We start from the raw sequence: 14,811 nt of genomic DNA, 5'->3' as shown, positions 1-14,811 counted from the left end.
TGGACAACAGGTTGATATTCCTGTACCACCTCTTTATCGTTTGAGCAATGGAGGGACGCAGAAGGATAGAAGAAGCGTGCGATTGGTTGTGCACGTCCAAGCAGTTAGGCTGATAAGTAGGCAAATCCGCTTATCGTGAAGGCTGAGCTGTGATGGGGAAGCTCCTTATGGAGCGAAGTCTTTGATTCCCCGCTGCCAAGAAAAGCTTCTAGCGAGATAAAAGGTGCCTGTACCGCAAACCGACACAGGTAGGCGAGGAGAGAATCCTAAGGTGTGCGAGAGAACTCTGGTTAAGGAACTCGGCAAAATGACCCCGTAACTTCGGGAGAAGGGGTGCTTTCTTAACGGAAAGCCGCAGTGAATAGGCCCAAGCGACTGTTTAGCAAAAACACAGCTCTCTGCGAAGCCGTAAGGCGAAGTATAGGGGGTGACACCTGCCCGGTGCTGGAAGGTTAAGGAGAGGGGTTAGCGTAAGCGAAGCTCTGAACTGAAGCCCCAGTAAACGGCGGCCGTAACTATAACGGTCCTAAGGTAGCGAAATTCCTTGTCGGGTAAGTTCCGACCCGCACGAAAGGTGTAACGATTTGGGCACTGTCTCAACCAGAGACTCGGTGAAATTATAGTACCTGTGAAGATGCAGGTTACCCGCGACAGGACGGAAAGACCCCGTGGAGCTTTACTGTAGCCTGATATTGAATTTTGGTACAGTTTGTACAGGATAGGCGGGAGCCATTGAAACCGGAGCGCTAGCTTCGGTGGAGGCGCTGGTGGGATACCGCCCTGACTGTATTGAAATTCTAACCTACGGGTCTTATCGACCCGGGAGACAGTGTCAGGTGGGCAGTTTGACTGGGGCGGTCGCCTCCTAAAGTGTAACGGAGGCGCCCAAAGGTTCCCTCAGAATGGTTGGAAATCATTCGTAGAGTGCAAAGGCATAAGGGAGCTTGACTGCGAGACCTACAAGTCGAGCAGGGACGAAAGTCGGGCTTAGTGATCCGGTGGTTCCGCATGGAAGGGCCATCGCTCAACGGATAAAAGCTACCCCGGGGATAACAGGCTTATCTCCCCCAAGAGTCCACATCGACGGGGAGGTTTGGCACCTCGATGTCGGCTCATCGCATCCTGGGGCTGTAGTCGGTCCCAAGGGTTGGGCTGTTCGCCCATTAAAGCGGTACGCGAGCTGGGTTCAGAACGTCGTGAGACAGTTCGGTCCCTATCCGTCGTGGGCGTAGGAAATTTGAGAGGAGCTGTCCTTAGTACGAGAGGACCGGGATGGACGCACCGCTGGTGTACCAGTTGTTCTGCCAAGGGCATAGCTGGGTAGCTATGTGCGGAAGGGATAAGTGCTGAAAGCATCTAAGCATGAAGCCCCCCTCAAGATGAGATTTCCCATAGCGTAAGCTAGTAAGATCCCTGAAAGATGATCAGGTTGATAGGTTCGAGGTGGAAGCATGGTGACATGTGGAGCTGACGAATACTAATAGATCGAGGACTTAACCATATAATATGAAGCAATGTTATCTAGTTTTGAAAGAATATAAAAAACTTGTTGACTTTAAAAGTTAAATAAGTTAAAATGATTCTTGTCTTAAATGAATATAGTCTGGTAATGATGGCAGAGAGGCCACACCCGTTCCCATACCGAACACGGAAGTTAAGCTCTCTAGCGCCGATGGTAGTTGGGACCTTGTCCCTGTGAGAGTAGGACGTTGCCAGGCAAAATGGAGGATTAGCTCAGCTGGGAGAGCACCTGCCTTACAAGCAGGGGGTCGGCGGTTCGATCCCGTCATCCTCCACCATATATGTCGGAGGGGTAGCGAAGTGGCTAAACGCGGCGGACTGTAAATCCGCTCCTTCGGGTTCGGCAGTTCGAATCTGCCCCCCTCCACCATTCTTAATTAATGGGCTATAGCCAAGCGGTAAGGCAACGGACTTTGACTCCGTCATGCGCTGGTTCGAATCCAGCTAGCCCAGCCATTAAGAGCCATTAGCTCAGTTGGTAGAGCATCTGACTTTTAATCAGAGGGTCGAAGGTTCGAATCCTTCATGGCTCACCATTTTAACAAAATATGCGGGTGTGGCGGAATTGGCAGACGCACTAGACTTAGGATCTAGCGCCTTTGGCGTGGGGGTTCGACTCCCTTCACCCGCACTTTTAATAAAATAACTCAAACATGTCTTGCGGAAGTAGTTCAGTGGTAGAATACAACCTTGCCAAGGTTGGGGTCGCGGGTTCGAATCCCGTCTTCCGCTCCAATTTTCAATATGACATGCCGGGGTGGCGGAACAGGCAGACGCACAGGACTTAAAATCCTGCGGTGGGTGACCACCGTGCGGGTTCGACCCCCGCCCTCGGCACCATATGCGCCCGTAGCTCAATTGGATAGAGCGTTTGACTACGGATCAAGAGGTTAGGGGTTCGACTCCTCTCGGGCGCGCTTTTATTAACGGGAAGTGGCTCAGCTTGGTAGAGCACCTGGTTTGGGACCAGGGGGTCGCAGGTTCAAATCCTGTCTTCCCGATATTCCCAAAAACATGGGGCCTTAGCTCAGCTGGGAGAGCGCCTGCCTTGCACGCAGGAGGTCAGCGGTTCGATCCCGCTAGGCTCCACTTTATTTATTATATGTCTCGGAGGTATACCCAAGTTCGGCTGAAGGGATCGGTCTTGAAAACCGACAGGCGGTGAGAATCGCGCGGGGGTTCGAATCCCTCTACCTCCTCCATTTTCTTTTTAAATGGTTTAGACATAAATAATAAAATATTTCTTTTTTCCTTCATGGAGGTATACCCAAGTTCGGCTGAAGGGATCGGTCTTGAAAACCGACAGGCGGCGAGAGTCGCGCGGGGGTTCGAATCCCTCTACCTCCTCCATTTTTTAAAAATATTATATTGTCGCGGGGTGGAGCAGCACGGTAGCTCGTCGGGCTCATAACCCGAAGGTCGCAGGTTCAAATCCTGTCCCCGCAACCAAATGGTCCCGTGGTGTAGTGGTTAACATGCCTGCCTGTCACGCAGGAGATCGCCGGTTCGACCCCGGTCGGGACCGCCATTTATGTTGGCTCGGTAGCTCAGTCGGTAGAGCAGAGGACTGAAAATCCTCGTGTCGGCGGTTCGATTCCGTCCCGAGCCACCATTTTTTTATGCCGACTTAGCTCAATTGGTAGAGCAACTGACTTGTAATCAGTAGGTTGGGGGTTCAAGTCCTCTAGTCGGCATCCTTTAGGGGCATAGTTTAAAGGTAGAACTGAGGTCTCCAAAACCTCCAGTGTGGGTTCGATTCCTACTGCCCCTGTAAGTATATGGGCCTATAGCTCAGCTGGTTAGAGCGCACGCCTGATAAGCGTGAGGTCGATGGTTCGAGTCCATTTAGGCCCACCATATATTATTCCGCAGTAGCTCAGTGGTAGAGCTATCGGCTGTTAACCGATCGGTCGTAGGTTCGAGTCCTACCTGCGGAGCCATGGCCCGTTGGTCAAGTGGTTAAGACACCGCCCTTTCACGGCGGTAACACGGGTTCGAATCCCGTACGGGTCATAAAAAAAAGAGTCAGCATATTGCTGACTCTTTTTTATTTTGTAGAATCCTCTGTTATCAACTGATTTTCCTGAAATAAATAAAGGGATTTAGGAAAAGCTATGGTATGTATAAAAAGGAGGAGACAAAAATGACACGAGTGAGAGACGTTATGAGTACTCATGTTGTACATTGTACACCGCTAGACAATGTATATGAGGCTGCTGTAAAGATGAAAGAAGAATCGATTGGATTGATTCCAGTTGTTGAAAATGAGCAAGTTGTTGGGCTTGTTACGGACCGAGATTTAGTTATTCGTGGGATTGCTGAGAAACATCCTGGATCTAATAAAATTACAAATGTAATGACAACAAACATTGTTTCAGTTTCTCCAGATGATTCTATTGAAAAAGCTACAGAGTTAATGGCACAGTATCAAATTAGACGATTACCAGTAGTTGAGGGTGGTCAACTTGTTGGGATGCTAGCACTAGGTGATTTAGCTATAAGAGAATCGGCAGATGATCAAGCTGGATTTGCTTTAAGTGAAATTTCGGAGCATACGGAATGAAGAGAGACTTTTATTAGTGGGATAAGTTACGTATCAAAATCAGATGCATTATTCTAGTATATGGATTAAACTAATATGTTAGCATGATGTATCTGAGACATTATATAATATAAGTATACAGTTAGTAATTTCGACAGTTTTTTTAAATTTGTCATTCCTAATTTTAAATAAGAGAAAAAATGATATACTGATAGATATAAGTATTATGAAAGATTTCGAATATAACAATATTCATCGTTAATGATGTAATAATGGATTAATATTTCCTATGTAGACAAAAGGGAAGGGGAATTATATGAGGGCTGTACAGCGCGATCCAAATTGGAATTTGGTTACAGATACATATATAGAACCAGATAATTTCGCTGAATTATTATCTTTGCTTGTACCTTGTCATCCAAAAGGTGAAGGGAAAGAACGAACTATATTAGTGTGGAAAGAAAAAGAATTTTATAAAGAAGAAAATTTAGCGGCATTTATCGTATATGGAATGAATAAAGTAAAGAATTTACCGCAGTTTCATAAAGATGAAATTCCAACTCTAGTACGTATTCTTCGCTTATGCCAAGAGATTGGTTGGTATGAAGAAGCAAATACTTTTATGATAACTCAAGGACTAGCTGAGTTTGTTCACACTTCATTGGAATATGAAACGTGGGATCTTTTGACGCAGGCGGTTGCTTTAAACTATTTAATTATTAAATATCGTATTGGTGAATTGACTGATGGGGATGTAGAAATTTGGGATAGAGTTAAATTTAATGAGAAATGTATTACGGATTGTAAGCATCTATTATCTCATAAAGAAGTATTGGAATTTACATTCTTTTATATGTGTAAGAGAGCTAAATTACTATCAAAAGAGCAATTAAATAGTGATATGATGAGTCTAGCGATGTATTGTAATACGTTTGTGTATGACTTATACACACATGACTTATTACGAAAATATCGTAAGTGTACAGACTTCCTATCATATTATGGACCTAGTCAAGCGGTGTTAGCTTGTCAAAGAGCTGTACTTTCTCAAATTTCAGATCGATTAGATCCATTGAAAACTACTCATGTAGATGATTATTTATATGTAATGAAAGAAATGATGGAGCATATGACGATAGGAATAATGGATCGATATGATCATTTTATCGGGAAGTTATTATCATATGTGCCATTTTTCGAAATGATTCAAGTTCCACAACATGCATATTATTGTGAAGAATTACTGTATATTTGTAAGGGCATTGAATATAAAGAAGAAATATTACGCAATTATATATTTATACAATTACATGATTGTTTACCATCATTCTTTAAACTATTTCTTAAAAATAAGCGTTATGCAACGATTCATGACATTCTGTTCTATTGGTGTGATGATGAACAAAGAATGAGCTTAGAGAAAAAATATAATCTTAGCTTTATTTATGAAAAATATGCTTGCGGATAAAGAGCATTTTCTATATAAAAAATTTATATAAATTAAAAAGGATCTCAAATTTATTTGAGATCCTTTTTTTATTAGTAAAACAAGGAGAACGCAATTAAAATGAGCAATAACATTCCATAAAGGAGAAATTGTGCAGTATTACTTCCTTGTATACCAAAAAAAGTATTTGTTTTTTTATATAAATTTAATATATATTTTAGCGGATTATCTTTGAAAGATCGGTACACAGTGTCTCCTCTTTCTAAGCTTCTTGTTCGTGTTTCTTGTTTTTAGGAACATGAATGTACCTGGCTATGAATAATAAAACAGCCATAAAGAATACAGGATATACGGTAGATAAATAAAAACCATTACTAATAATATTTGTTATTAGGGCACTTAATAGAAAGATGGCATTATAAATATGGGCAATTTTTTGTTTTAGTTGTACTTGAAAAGATTCCATCATAATTTCTAAAGCAACAAAAGCAATGATAATAGATAAAAATACAGTGTTTGTATTATAAATGATTAAACAACAGATTAAGCCTAAAAAGGCTAAGTATTCAATTAAGAGAGGTATATTGATATTACGTGGCATACAATTTACCTAACTAAATATGGCAGTGGGTTTACTGCATTTGTTTTTTCAAAATTCCATTCTCCATTGTGTAACTCAAAATGAAGATGTTGCCCGTATGAATGACCTGTGTTTCCCATATGACCTACTAATTGTCCAGCTTGTACTTGATCACCAGCTTGCACAGTGCGATCTTTCATGTGTGCATAGACTGTTGTATATAATTTCCCGTTTATTTGATGGGCGACGAACACAACATTGCCATAGCTAGCTGAATAATATGATTTCACTACTTTACCTGCAGCCGCTGCCTGGATAGAGACATTACCTTGAGCTGCAATATCTATACCATAATGCATTTGTTCCCAGCGTATATCAAAGGTTGAGCTAATTCTTCCTTGAGTAGGAAATTTGAAAACAGCTGGAATGGAAGTAGATTGAGCTGTTTGAGCTTGTGATTGTGTTTGATTTTGCATCACATAATGTTTTGCCACGTATCCGTATCCTGTGCCAAAACGAATTTTATACCAAGTTCCCACAGTTTCCACTACTTGTATTTGTGTACCATTTTGTAATGAACCAAGTAGTGCACTACTTGTACTAGCGTTGCTACGTACATTAAGTTTAGGTGTTGCAACTGTGTATTTCGTATTATTTTGAACTGTGATGCCTTTTACTAAAGACTGTGAACCATTAGATACGAATGCTTTTTGTACGTAACCTGTTCTGCCATTATGTAAAATTTTATACCACTCACCTTGTTCTTCTTGAATGGTAACGAATTTCCCATTTGGTAATACATCTAAAATTGAAGATTCTAAATTAGGTTCAGAACGAACGTTTAATGCATTGGCATTAACGATGTATTGATTATTAGATTGAAGTTTGTTTTTTAGTAGAATAGCATCTTTTTGTACGTAACCTACTTTATTATTAACAGATACTTTATACCAGCCATTAGTTGTTTCAAGTATGTTCACTTTCGTATTAAAGCGAATTGTATCAATTGAAGAGCTATTTGCGTTATCTTTTGTATGTAAGGCTACTTGATCGACTTTGACATATCCAGTTTTCACATTAGATAATTGTTCAGCGTTGGCTGTTTGTACATTTGTTTCTCCCATAGAAGGAAGTAAAGAGGTAATTGCGACAGTAGTTGCTGTTAAAGCGGTAGCTTTCATATTCATATAATAGAGACCTCCTCTAGTTGTATAGTTGTAATTTTATTATAGTATAAAGATATAATATAGTGGGTGTATTCACATAAATGTAATATGAAATCAATATAAAAATAAATTTTTTGAGGATAATGATTCCTTATTATCCAATTCATTAGGATAATAATTTCTAACATAGAATATAAGTATTATATAGTTTCATTATTTTGTTGACAATTGAGAAAATTAAAACAGTTGATGATGTCTTATTACGATGTTATACTGACAGTGTTAATTTCATAGTTTGCTAGGAGAGCTGGTGTTGCCAGCTGAGAGTAGGCCATAAGCCTTTGATCCTTTTCATTACCTGATCTAGATTATGCTAGCGTAGGGAAGCAATTCGGACACTAATAATGAGTCCCCGTTTCTTTGCGTATAGAAACGGGGCTTTTTTATTTGAAAATTTCATATTGAAACCACTAGGGGTGCTTGTTGTGCTGAGAGAGGAATAATCCTTAACCCTTATAACACCTGATCTAGGTAATACTAGCGAAGGGAAGTGGAGCAACGAATAAATTATAATTTTATTTGCTGTAACCACTTCTTATTTAGAAGTGGTTTTTTATTTATATACACATACCGGAAGGGGATAGGGAAATGAAATTTTGCGATAGATTATTAGAAACTGTACAACCAGTTTGGGAGATGAGTCATAATCATCCGTTTGTAGTAGGTATGGGGGATGGCACGTTAGAAAAAGATAAGTTTCAGTATTACATTATTCAAGATTACTTATATTTGTTAGATTATGCAAAGCTATATGCGATTGGTGTTGTAAAGGCAACAAATCCACAAGTAATGGGGAAATTTGCTGAACAAATTGATGGCATATTAAATGGAGAAATGACGATCCATAAACAGTATGCAAAAAGACTTGGAATTTCTATAGAGGAGATAGAGTCTGCAAAGCCATCTGCTAAAAATTTAGCTTATACAAATTACATGATGTCTGTATCTCAAAATGGTACACTTGCGGAATTAATAGCAGCACTTCTTCCATGTATGTGGAGCTACTGGGAAATTGGAAAGCGTTTAAATGATATTCCTGGAGCAAGAGATCATGAGTTCTTTGGTGAGTGGATTCAAGGATATAGTTCTGCAGAATACGGTAACCTTTGTATTTGGTTAATAGATTTATTGAATGAAATGGCAGTTGGAAAGTCTGAAAAAGAGCTAGATCGATTAGAGGAGATTTTCCTATATTCCAGCCGATTTGAATATTTATTCTGGGATATGTCCTATCGTAAGGAGATGTGGGGATTTGAGGAGCAAGAACATACTACAGTTTCATAATGTTTCTTTTCATTATGATGAGAAACCAATCATCAATGAATTAAATGCTTCTATACAAGATAAAGAGTTTGTAAGTATTATCGGACCGAGTGGATGCGGGAAAAGTACTTTATTTCGCCTTATTACAGGTTTAGAAGAGGCAAGTACTGGACAAATAGAGCTGACAGAAACAAAGAGCCATCCTGTAGGGTATATGCCCCAAAAAGATATGCTTCTGCCGTGGAGAACGATTATTGAGAATGCAGCTCTGCCGCTAGAGTGCCAAGGTGTACAGAAGAAAGAAGCACAAATAAAGGCAAAGGAGCTGCTATATAAATTTGGGTTGCAAGGGTATGAGACAAAATATCCGAAAGATTTATCTGGTGGTATGAGGCAACGCGTATCTTTCATTCGAACTTTATTAACAGGCGGGGAGATATTGTTGTTAGATGAACCGTTTAGCGCGTTGGACGCTTTAACGAAGGCATCTTTGCAAGAATGGCTGTTTGAACAATGGAAAGAGTGGGAAAAAACAATTTTATTTATCACTCATGATGTGGAAGAAGCGTTGTTTCTTTCTAATCGAATTTTAGTAGTAGAGCAGCAACCGATAACTACTTTAACCGAGAGGGTTGTACCACTTGATCGTAATCGAACAAGAAAAGATTTATATAAGCCGGAAGTGTTAGCGCTTAAAGATGAGCTTCTTAGTATGTTACAAAGGCAGGTGCTCGTATGATGAACGGGTTGAAGGAGCTATTGCCTGCCCTTACACTTTCTAGTATTTTACTTGCCTTTTGGGAAGTAGGCGCAAGAATCGTAGATGAAATGTACATTTTACCGTCACCGTCTGCAATTGTAATGAAGATATGGAAACTAAAAGATATATTATTCACGGTTCATTTGCCGGCAACATTATACGTCGTTTTAATAGGGGTGGCTATTTCTATCGTACTTGGGGTAGGGCTAGCGATGTTAATGAATGCGAGTAATTGGATGGAGAGAGCATTTTATCCATTATTAGTTGCTTCACAAACGATTCCGATTACAGCGCTTGCTCCGCTTTTCGTTTTATGGTTTGGATATACGATTTGGAGTAAGGTTGTTGTTACGGTATTAATTACGTTTTTCCCAATTGCGGTCAATACGTACGATGGACTACGCAGTACGAAAAAAGAATGGGAGGAGCTCTTAGTTACGTACGGGGCAACGAAAAAAGATGTTTTTCTTAAATTAAAGTTGCCGTCTGCTCTTCCTTATTTTTTCTCAGCTTTAAAAATTGCAGTTCCGCTTAGTGTAATTGGGGCAGCAATTGGTGAATGGCTCGGTGCACAAGCTGGGCTAGGGTATTTCAGTAAAAGAATGATGACGCAGTTAGACGGAGCGGGTGTATTTGCACCGATTGTATTGTTATCATTATTAGCTATTTTCTTCGTCATACTTATTTCGGTATTAGAAAAGAAATTCATTAGTTGGAGGAAGCATTCATGAAATTTTTAAAACGCATCTTTGTGTTGACATTATTAGTTGCAATGATCGCTGGATGTTCTAATAATTCAGCATCAGATAAGAGTAAAAAAGAAAAAGAAATAACGGTCATGCTTGATTGGTACCCAAATGCGGTACATAGCTTTATTTATGCGGCAATTGAAAAAGGCTACTTTAAAGAAGAAGGAGTAAAGGTGAATATTAAATTCCCTTCCAATCCGACTGACCCATTAACTTTAGCAGCTGCAGGAAAAGTAACAGTGGGCTTATATTATCAGCCTGATGTTGTCATGGCAAAAGCAAATGAACAAATTCCAGTGAAATCAATTGGAGCTGTCGTACGTTCACCATTAAATCATGTTGTATCGCTGAAGTCAGCAGGCATTCAATCGCCGAAAGATTTAGAGGGGAAAACAGTTGGATATTCTGGAACACCTTTAAGTGAGATGTATTTAAAAACGATGGTAAAAGAAGCTGGTGGTAATCCAGATACAGTGAAAGTAGTCGATGTTGGCTTTGACTTAGTACCGGCACTAATTACGAAAAAAGTGGATGCGGTAACAGGGGCATACATTAATCATGAAGTACCTGTTATGCGTCATGAAGGTCATGAACCAGCATACTTTAATCCAGCTGATTATGGTGTACCAAATTATCATGAGCTTGTATTTGTAACAGGTGATAAAACGTTGAAAAAAGATAAAGAAGCGTTGCAAGCTTTCTTACGTGGTACGAAAAAGGGCTATGATTTCATGAAGAAAAATCCAGATGAAGCATTAAATATTTTATTAAACCACCAAGAAAAAGAAAACTTCCCACTTGTACCAGAAGTTGAAAAAGAAAGTATGAAAATTTTATTAGAGAAGATGGAAACGAAAGATGAGCCATTCTTATCAGATTCAAAAGAATCATGGGAGAAACAAAATAAATGGCTGAAGGATAAAGGAATGACGAAAAAAATCGTTCCGGCCGATGAATTATTCGAAAACATTTTAAAGTAGGCGAATGAATATGAAAAATGAGCTTCATGTAATCTCAAATGGTCACATGTCATTCGAAGAGTTAGTGAATGTAGCGATGCAAATTGAAAGTGAGATTGATTATTTGCATATTCGTGAGCGTGAGAAAAGTACGAAGGAATTGTATGAAGGTGTGGAAGGCCTTTTGAAGAAAGGCTTTCCGGCATCAAAAATAGTGATAAATGATCGAATTGATATTGCTATTTTATTAAACATTCCGCGCGTACAGCTAGGATATCGAAGCGCAAATGTAAGGTCAGTGAAAGAAAAGTTTTCTTATTTGCATGTCGGTTATTCTGTGCATTCTTTAGAAGAGGCGATCGATGCATTTAAGAATGGAGCGGATTCACTCGTCTATGGTCATGTATTTCCGACAGATTGTAAAAAAGGTGTGCCAGCGAGAGGGCTTGAAGAGGTTTCAGACATTGCAAAGTGTTTATCCATACCAATTACAGCAATTGGAGGAATCACCACGGAAAACACCAGGGATGTTCTTACTAACGGCGTCAGTGGTATTGCTGTTATGTCTGGAATTATAAGCAGTAGTAACCCGTATAGCAAAGCGAAATCTTATAAGGAATCAATAAGAAAGTGGGCGGAAAAACATGTGTAAGAAGTATGATGTAGCGATAATTGGCGGTGGTGTAATTGGTAGTGCAGTTGCACATTTTCTAGCAGAAAGAGGACATAAAGTAGCGATTATAGAGAAGCAAAGAATTGCATCTGAAGCCTCGAAAGCAGCCGCTGGCTTACTTGGGGTTCAGGCAGAATGGGATGCATATGACCCACTATTTGAACTTGCAAGAGAAAGCCGTGCTATATTTCCACAACTTGCAGAAGTTTTACGTGAAAAAACAGGCATCGATATTGGGTATGAAGAGAAAGGCATTTATCGCATTGCTCAAAATGAAGAGGAGAAGGAAAGAATTCTTCACATTATGGATTGGCAGCAGAAAACGGGTGAAGATTCTTACTTTCTAACGGGAGGTCGTTTACGAGAGAAAGAACCATTTCTTTCTGAGTCAATTATAGGGGCTGTATATTATCCGAAAGATGGTCATGTTATTGCACCGGAGCTTACGAAAGCATTCGCACATTCTGCATCATTTTCGGGTGCTGATATATATGAACAGACAGAAGTGTTTGATATTCGTATTGAAAATAATAAAGTGAACGGGATTGTGACGAGCGAAGGTAGTATCACATGTGAAAAAGTTGTTATTGCGGGTGGTTCATGGAGCACGAAGTTACTGCGTCATTTTCACCACGAATGGGGTACATATCCAGTTAAAGGAGAAGTAGTAGCGGTAAGAAGTAGAAACCAACTTTTAAAGGCGCCTATTTTCCAAGAAAGATTTTACATTGCACCAAAGCGCGGCGGACGTTACGTAATTGGAGCAACGATGAAGCCTCATACGTTTCATAAAACTGTGCAACCGGAAAGTATTACTTCTATATTAGAGCGCGCGTATACAATATTACCAGCTTTAAAAGAAGCAGAGTGGGAAAGCACATGGGCAGGGTTAAGACCACAATCGAATCACGAAGCTCCTTATATGGGAGAGCATGAAGAGATAAAAGGTTTATATGCTTGTACTGGGCATTATCGAAACGGTATTTTATTAAGTCCTGTTTCTGGTCAGTATATGGCGGATTTAATAGAAGGAAAGCAGGAGAATCACTTGCTAGATTCATTGCTTTCTAAGACAGTTTAGAAAGGGGATGGAAGTTTGAATTTAAAAATTAATGGTAATCAAATTGAAGTGCCAGAGAGTGTAAAAACAGTAGCTGAGCTACTTACACATTTAGAGTTAGAAAACAGAATTGTTGTAGTAGAGCGTAATAAAGATATTTTACAAAAAGACGATCATACAGATACATCTGTTTTTGATGGAGACCAAATTGAGATTGTAACTTTCGTAGGAGGCGGTTGATTATGTTAAACATTGGACCATTTTCATTTCATTCTAGACTTTTATTAGGAACAGGAAAATTCCCTGATTTTGATGTGCAGCAAAAGGCAATTGATGTATCTGAGGCGGAGGTTTTAACGTTCGCAGTACGTCGTATGGATATATTTGATGCAAAGCAGCCTAATTTATTAGAGAAACTTGATGTGAAAAAATATAAGTTATTACCGAATACAGCTGGAGCAAAAAATGCTGAAGAAGCGGTTCGTATTGCAAAATTAGCAAAAGCTTCGGGGCTTTGCGACATGATCAAAGTAGAAGTTATTGGTGATGATAGAACGTTATTACCTGATCCAGTAGAAACGTTAAAGGCATCTGAAATGCTACTAGAAGAAGGATTTATCGTTCTTCCGTATACATCTGATGATGTTGTATTAGCACGTAAATTACAAGAACTAGGTGTGCATGCAATTATGCCAGGAGCATCACCAATCGGTTCAGGGCTTGGTATTGTAAATCCGTTAAATTTAAGCTTCATTATTGAACAAGCGACGGTGCCAGTTATCGTTGATGCTGGTATCGGTAGCCCAGCTGATGCGGCATTTGCGATGGAATTAGGAGCGGATGGTGTGTTGTTAAATACGGCTGTGTCGGGAGCAAAAGATCCTATTAAAATGGCACAGGCAATGAAGTTAGGCATTGAAGCAGGGCGTTTAGGGTTTGAGGCAGGTCGTATTGCACGTAAACGTTGTGCAACAGCAAGTAGTCCTTTAGAAGGAATGAGTGTAGTTGAATAATCGATATTCTCGCCAAGAATTATTTTCTCCAATTGGAGAAGAGGGGCAACGAAAGATAAGAGAAAAGCATGTGCTCATTATCGGTGCAGGTGCATTAGGTAGTGCAAGTGCAGAGATGTTTGTAAGAGCTGGTGTTGGCACAGTAACGATTGTTGACCGGGATTATGTCGATTGGAGTAATTTACAAAGGCAGCAATTGTATGCAGAGAGTGATGTAGAAAATAATCTTCCGAAGGCTGTAGCGGCAAAAAAACGTCTAGAAGAGATCAATCGTGAAGTAAGAATAGAAGCTCTCGTTCAAGATGTAACAGCTGAGGAATTAGAAGAACTCGTTACAAACGTTCATGTAATTATTGATGCAACTGATAATTTTGAAACACGTTTTATTGTAAATGATATAGCACAAAAACATTCTATTCCATGGATTTACGGAGCATGTGTAGGGAGTTACGGCCTTTCTTACACAATTCTTCCTAGTAAAACGCCATGTTTATCATGTTTACTACAATCGATTCCACTTGGCGGAGCGACATGTGATACAGCGGGCATTATATCTCCTGCTGTATCTCTCGTCGTTTCTCATCAAGTTACGGAAGCTCTTAAATTGTTAGTGGAAGATTACGAATCACTTCGAGATGGACTTGTGTCGTTTGATGTATGGAAGAATGAATATTCATGTATGAATGTGGAAAAGCTTCGTAAACACAATTGTCCTTCGTGCGGAGAGAATGCATTGTATCCGTATTTAAATAAAGAAAACACATCAAAAACAGCTGTTTTATGCGGGAGAAATACAGTTCAAATTAGACCGCCTCATAAAGAGGAAATGGATTTTGAACGATACAAAGAGCTGCTGCATGATCGTGTGAATGATTTAAATGTAAACCCATATTTATTATCATTTTCTGTGGAAGAAAAGAGATTAGTTGCTTTTAAAGATGGTCGTGTACTTGTACATGGAACGAAAGATATAAGCGAAGCAAAAACAATTTATCATCGCTATTTTGGATAGAAAAGG

General features: G+C 39.7%; 13 protein-coding genes, 20 tRNA genes, 2 rRNA genes and 2 riboswitches (1 of these 37 cut by a window edge). Of the genes, 33 read left to right on the top strand and 2 right to left on the bottom strand.

Annotated features, from left to right (window positions below; all coding sequences use genetic code 11):
* The 24 genes from AABL52_RS23445 to AABL52_RS23330 form a co-directional block, all read left to right on the top strand.
* Positions 1–1,501: ribosomal RNA gene (locus tag AABL52_RS23445) — 23S ribosomal RNA — on the top strand; it begins 1,421 nt to the left of the window's first position.
* A gap of 101 nt (positions 1,502–1,602) precedes the next feature.
* Positions 1,603–1,718, top strand: a 5S ribosomal RNA gene (gene rrf / locus AABL52_RS23440).
* A 5-nt stretch (positions 1,719–1,723) separates the two neighbouring features.
* Positions 1,724–1,799 (top strand) — tRNA-Val (locus AABL52_RS23435).
* 8 nt (positions 1,800–1,807) lie between these two features.
* Positions 1,808–1,891 (top strand) — tRNA-Tyr (locus AABL52_RS23430).
* Between the two features lie 11 nt (positions 1,892–1,902).
* A tRNA-Gln gene (locus tag AABL52_RS23425) sits at positions 1,903–1,977 on the top strand.
* Positions 1,978–1,981: 4 nt separating this feature from the next.
* Positions 1,982–2,057, top strand: a tRNA-Lys gene (locus tag AABL52_RS23420).
* Between the two features lie 14 nt (positions 2,058–2,071).
* A tRNA-Leu gene (locus tag AABL52_RS23415) sits at positions 2,072–2,152 on the top strand.
* A gap of 29 nt (positions 2,153–2,181) precedes the next feature.
* Positions 2,182–2,256 (top strand) — tRNA-Gly (locus AABL52_RS23410).
* 16 nt (positions 2,257–2,272) lie between these two features.
* Positions 2,273–2,361 (top strand) — tRNA-Leu (locus AABL52_RS23405).
* A 3-nt stretch (positions 2,362–2,364) separates the two neighbouring features.
* A tRNA-Arg gene (locus AABL52_RS23400) sits at positions 2,365–2,438 on the top strand.
* A 10-nt stretch (positions 2,439–2,448) separates the two neighbouring features.
* A tRNA-Pro gene (locus AABL52_RS23395) sits at positions 2,449–2,522 on the top strand.
* A 15-nt stretch (positions 2,523–2,537) separates the two neighbouring features.
* Positions 2,538–2,610 (top strand) — tRNA-Ala (locus AABL52_RS23390).
* A 20-nt stretch (positions 2,611–2,630) separates the two neighbouring features.
* Positions 2,631–2,723 (top strand) — tRNA-Ser (locus tag AABL52_RS23385).
* Between the two features lie 55 nt (positions 2,724–2,778).
* A tRNA-Ser gene (locus AABL52_RS23380) sits at positions 2,779–2,871 on the top strand.
* A gap of 22 nt (positions 2,872–2,893) precedes the next feature.
* Positions 2,894–2,970 (top strand) — tRNA-Met (locus tag AABL52_RS23375).
* Positions 2,971–2,973: 3 nt separating this feature from the next.
* A tRNA-Asp gene (locus tag AABL52_RS23370) sits at positions 2,974–3,049 on the top strand.
* An 8-nt stretch (positions 3,050–3,057) separates the two neighbouring features.
* Positions 3,058–3,133: transfer RNA gene (locus tag AABL52_RS23365), tRNA-Phe, on the top strand.
* A gap of 9 nt (positions 3,134–3,142) precedes the next feature.
* Positions 3,143–3,215, top strand: a tRNA-Thr gene (locus AABL52_RS23360).
* A gap of 6 nt (positions 3,216–3,221) precedes the next feature.
* A tRNA-Trp gene (locus AABL52_RS23355) sits at positions 3,222–3,292 on the top strand.
* 9 nt (positions 3,293–3,301) lie between these two features.
* Positions 3,302–3,378, top strand: a tRNA-Ile gene (locus AABL52_RS23350).
* A gap of 8 nt (positions 3,379–3,386) precedes the next feature.
* A tRNA-Asn gene (locus AABL52_RS23345) sits at positions 3,387–3,461 on the top strand.
* Between the two features lies 1 nt (position 3,462).
* Positions 3,463–3,534: transfer RNA gene (locus tag AABL52_RS23340), tRNA-Glu, on the top strand.
* A 130-nt stretch (positions 3,535–3,664) separates the two neighbouring features.
* Positions 3,665–4,084, top strand: a complete 420-nt coding sequence (locus AABL52_RS23335; protein WP_000199029.1) for a CBS domain-containing protein — start codon at positions 3,665–3,667, stop codon at positions 4,082–4,084.
* Between the two features lie 295 nt (positions 4,085–4,379).
* A complete protein-coding gene (locus AABL52_RS23330) occupies positions 4,380–5,531 on the top strand; it encodes a DUF3965 domain-containing protein (protein ID WP_098238502.1) in 1,152 nt (383 codons plus the stop codon).
* A gap of 241 nt (positions 5,532–5,772) precedes the next feature.
* On the opposite strand, the gene AABL52_RS23325 is transcribed toward AABL52_RS23330, so the two are convergent.
* Together AABL52_RS23325 and AABL52_RS23320 are read right to left on the bottom strand one after the other, a co-directional pair.
* Positions 5,773–6,111, bottom strand: a complete 339-nt coding sequence (locus AABL52_RS23325) for a hypothetical protein (RefSeq protein ID WP_001137810.1) — start codon at positions 6,109–6,111, stop codon at positions 5,773–5,775.
* 5 nt (positions 6,112–6,116) lie between these two features.
* Positions 6,117–7,277, bottom strand: coding sequence for an SH3 domain-containing protein (locus AABL52_RS23320; RefSeq protein ID WP_341518534.1), 1,161 nt, complete (start codon positions 7,275–7,277; stop codon positions 6,117–6,119).
* A gap of 269 nt (positions 7,278–7,546) precedes the next feature.
* A riboswitch (TPP riboswitch) is annotated at positions 7,547–7,658 on the top strand.
* Positions 7,659–7,718: 60 nt separating this feature from the next.
* Positions 7,719–7,822, top strand: a riboswitch (TPP riboswitch).
* A gap of 82 nt (positions 7,823–7,904) precedes the next feature.
* Between AABL52_RS23320 and tenA the strand changes: the two genes are divergently transcribed.
* Genes tenA through AABL52_RS23275 form a run of 9 tightly spaced genes read left to right on the top strand, consistent with a single transcriptional unit; the run spans position 7,905 to position 14,805 of the window.
* A complete protein-coding gene (tenA, locus tag AABL52_RS23315) occupies positions 7,905–8,600 on the top strand; it encodes a thiaminase II (RefSeq protein ID WP_000666823.1) in 696 nt (231 codons plus the stop codon).
* The gene (locus tag AABL52_RS23310; RefSeq protein WP_001256817.1) at positions 8,569–9,318 is read left to right on the top strand and encodes an ABC transporter ATP-binding protein; all 750 of its coding nucleotides are present in this window, start codon (positions 8,569–8,571) and stop codon (positions 9,316–9,318) included. The genes tenA and AABL52_RS23310 overlap by 32 nt, the downstream gene beginning before the upstream one ends.
* A complete protein-coding gene (locus AABL52_RS23305) occupies positions 9,318–10,070 on the top strand; it encodes an ABC transporter permease (protein ID WP_341519748.1) in 753 nt (250 codons plus the stop codon). The genes AABL52_RS23310 and AABL52_RS23305 overlap by 1 nt, the downstream gene beginning before the upstream one ends.
* Positions 10,067–11,068, top strand: coding sequence for an ABC transporter substrate-binding protein (locus AABL52_RS23300; RefSeq protein WP_341518533.1), 1,002 nt, complete (start codon positions 10,067–10,069; stop codon positions 11,066–11,068). Before AABL52_RS23305 ends, AABL52_RS23300 begins: the two co-directional genes overlap by 4 nt.
* A 10-nt stretch (positions 11,069–11,078) precedes the next feature.
* A complete protein-coding gene (gene tenI, locus AABL52_RS23295) occupies positions 11,079–11,699 on the top strand; it encodes a thiazole tautomerase TenI (protein ID WP_000787176.1) in 621 nt (206 codons plus the stop codon).
* Positions 11,692–12,801, top strand: a complete 1,110-nt coding sequence (gene thiO, locus AABL52_RS23290) for a glycine oxidase ThiO (RefSeq protein ID WP_098238500.1) — start codon at positions 11,692–11,694, stop codon at positions 12,799–12,801. Before tenI ends, thiO begins: the two co-directional genes overlap by 8 nt.
* 15 nt (positions 12,802–12,816) lie before the next feature.
* On the top strand, positions 12,817–13,020 hold the full coding sequence (gene thiS, locus AABL52_RS23285; RefSeq protein WP_001049508.1) for a sulfur carrier protein ThiS: 204 nt from the start codon (positions 12,817–12,819) through the stop codon (positions 13,018–13,020).
* A 2-nt stretch (positions 13,021–13,022) separates the two neighbouring features.
* A complete protein-coding gene (gene thiG, locus AABL52_RS23280; protein ID WP_144612949.1) occupies positions 13,023–13,793 on the top strand; it encodes a thiazole synthase in 771 nt (256 codons plus the stop codon).
* Positions 13,786–14,805: a thiazole biosynthesis adenylyltransferase ThiF gene (locus tag AABL52_RS23275; RefSeq protein WP_341518532.1), complete on the top strand. Its 1,020-nt coding sequence runs from the start codon at positions 13,786–13,788 to the stop codon at positions 14,803–14,805. Before thiG ends, AABL52_RS23275 begins: the two co-directional genes overlap by 8 nt.
* Positions 14,806–14,811 lie beyond the last annotated feature (6 nt).

Origin of the sequence: Bacillus paramobilis, from assembly GCF_038096195.1 — a bacterium.
In the GTDB taxonomy this organism is placed as follows: Bacteria; Bacillota; Bacilli; order Bacillales; family Bacillaceae_G; genus Bacillus_A; species Bacillus_A mobilis.
The sequence above is the reverse complement of the archived record's forward strand: the minus strand, read 5'-3'. Positions and strand labels throughout refer to the sequence as shown.

Excerpts from the sequence above, each read along its gene's own strand:
- AABL52_RS23320 (WP_341518534.1), bottom strand. The coding sequence starts at position 7,277 with ATGAATATGAAAGCTACCGCTTTAACAGCAACTACTGTCGCAATTACC.
- AABL52_RS23300 (WP_341518533.1), top strand. The coding sequence starts at position 10,067 with ATGAAATTTTTAAAACGCATCTTTGTGTTGACATTATTAGTTGCAATG.
- thiO (WP_098238500.1), top strand. The coding sequence starts at position 11,692 with ATGTGTAAGAAGTATGATGTAGCGATAATTGGCGGTGGTGTAATTGGT.
- tenA (WP_000666823.1), top strand. The coding sequence starts at position 7,905 with ATGAAATTTTGCGATAGATTATTAGAAACTGTACAACCAGTTTGGGAG.
- AABL52_RS23305 (WP_341519748.1), top strand. The coding sequence starts at position 9,318 with ATGAACGGGTTGAAGGAGCTATTGCCTGCCCTTACACTTTCTAGTATT.
- thiG (WP_144612949.1), top strand. The coding sequence starts at position 13,023 with ATGTTAAACATTGGACCATTTTCATTTCATTCTAGACTTTTATTAGGA.
- AABL52_RS23335 (WP_000199029.1), top strand. The coding sequence starts at position 3,665 with ATGACACGAGTGAGAGACGTTATGAGTACTCATGTTGTACATTGTACA.
- AABL52_RS23330 (WP_098238502.1), top strand. The coding sequence starts at position 4,380 with ATGAGGGCTGTACAGCGCGATCCAAATTGGAATTTGGTTACAGATACA.
- tenI (WP_000787176.1), top strand. The coding sequence starts at position 11,079 with ATGAAAAATGAGCTTCATGTAATCTCAAATGGTCACATGTCATTCGAA.
- AABL52_RS23325 (WP_001137810.1), bottom strand. The coding sequence starts at position 6,111 with ATGCCACGTAATATCAATATACCTCTCTTAATTGAATACTTAGCCTTT.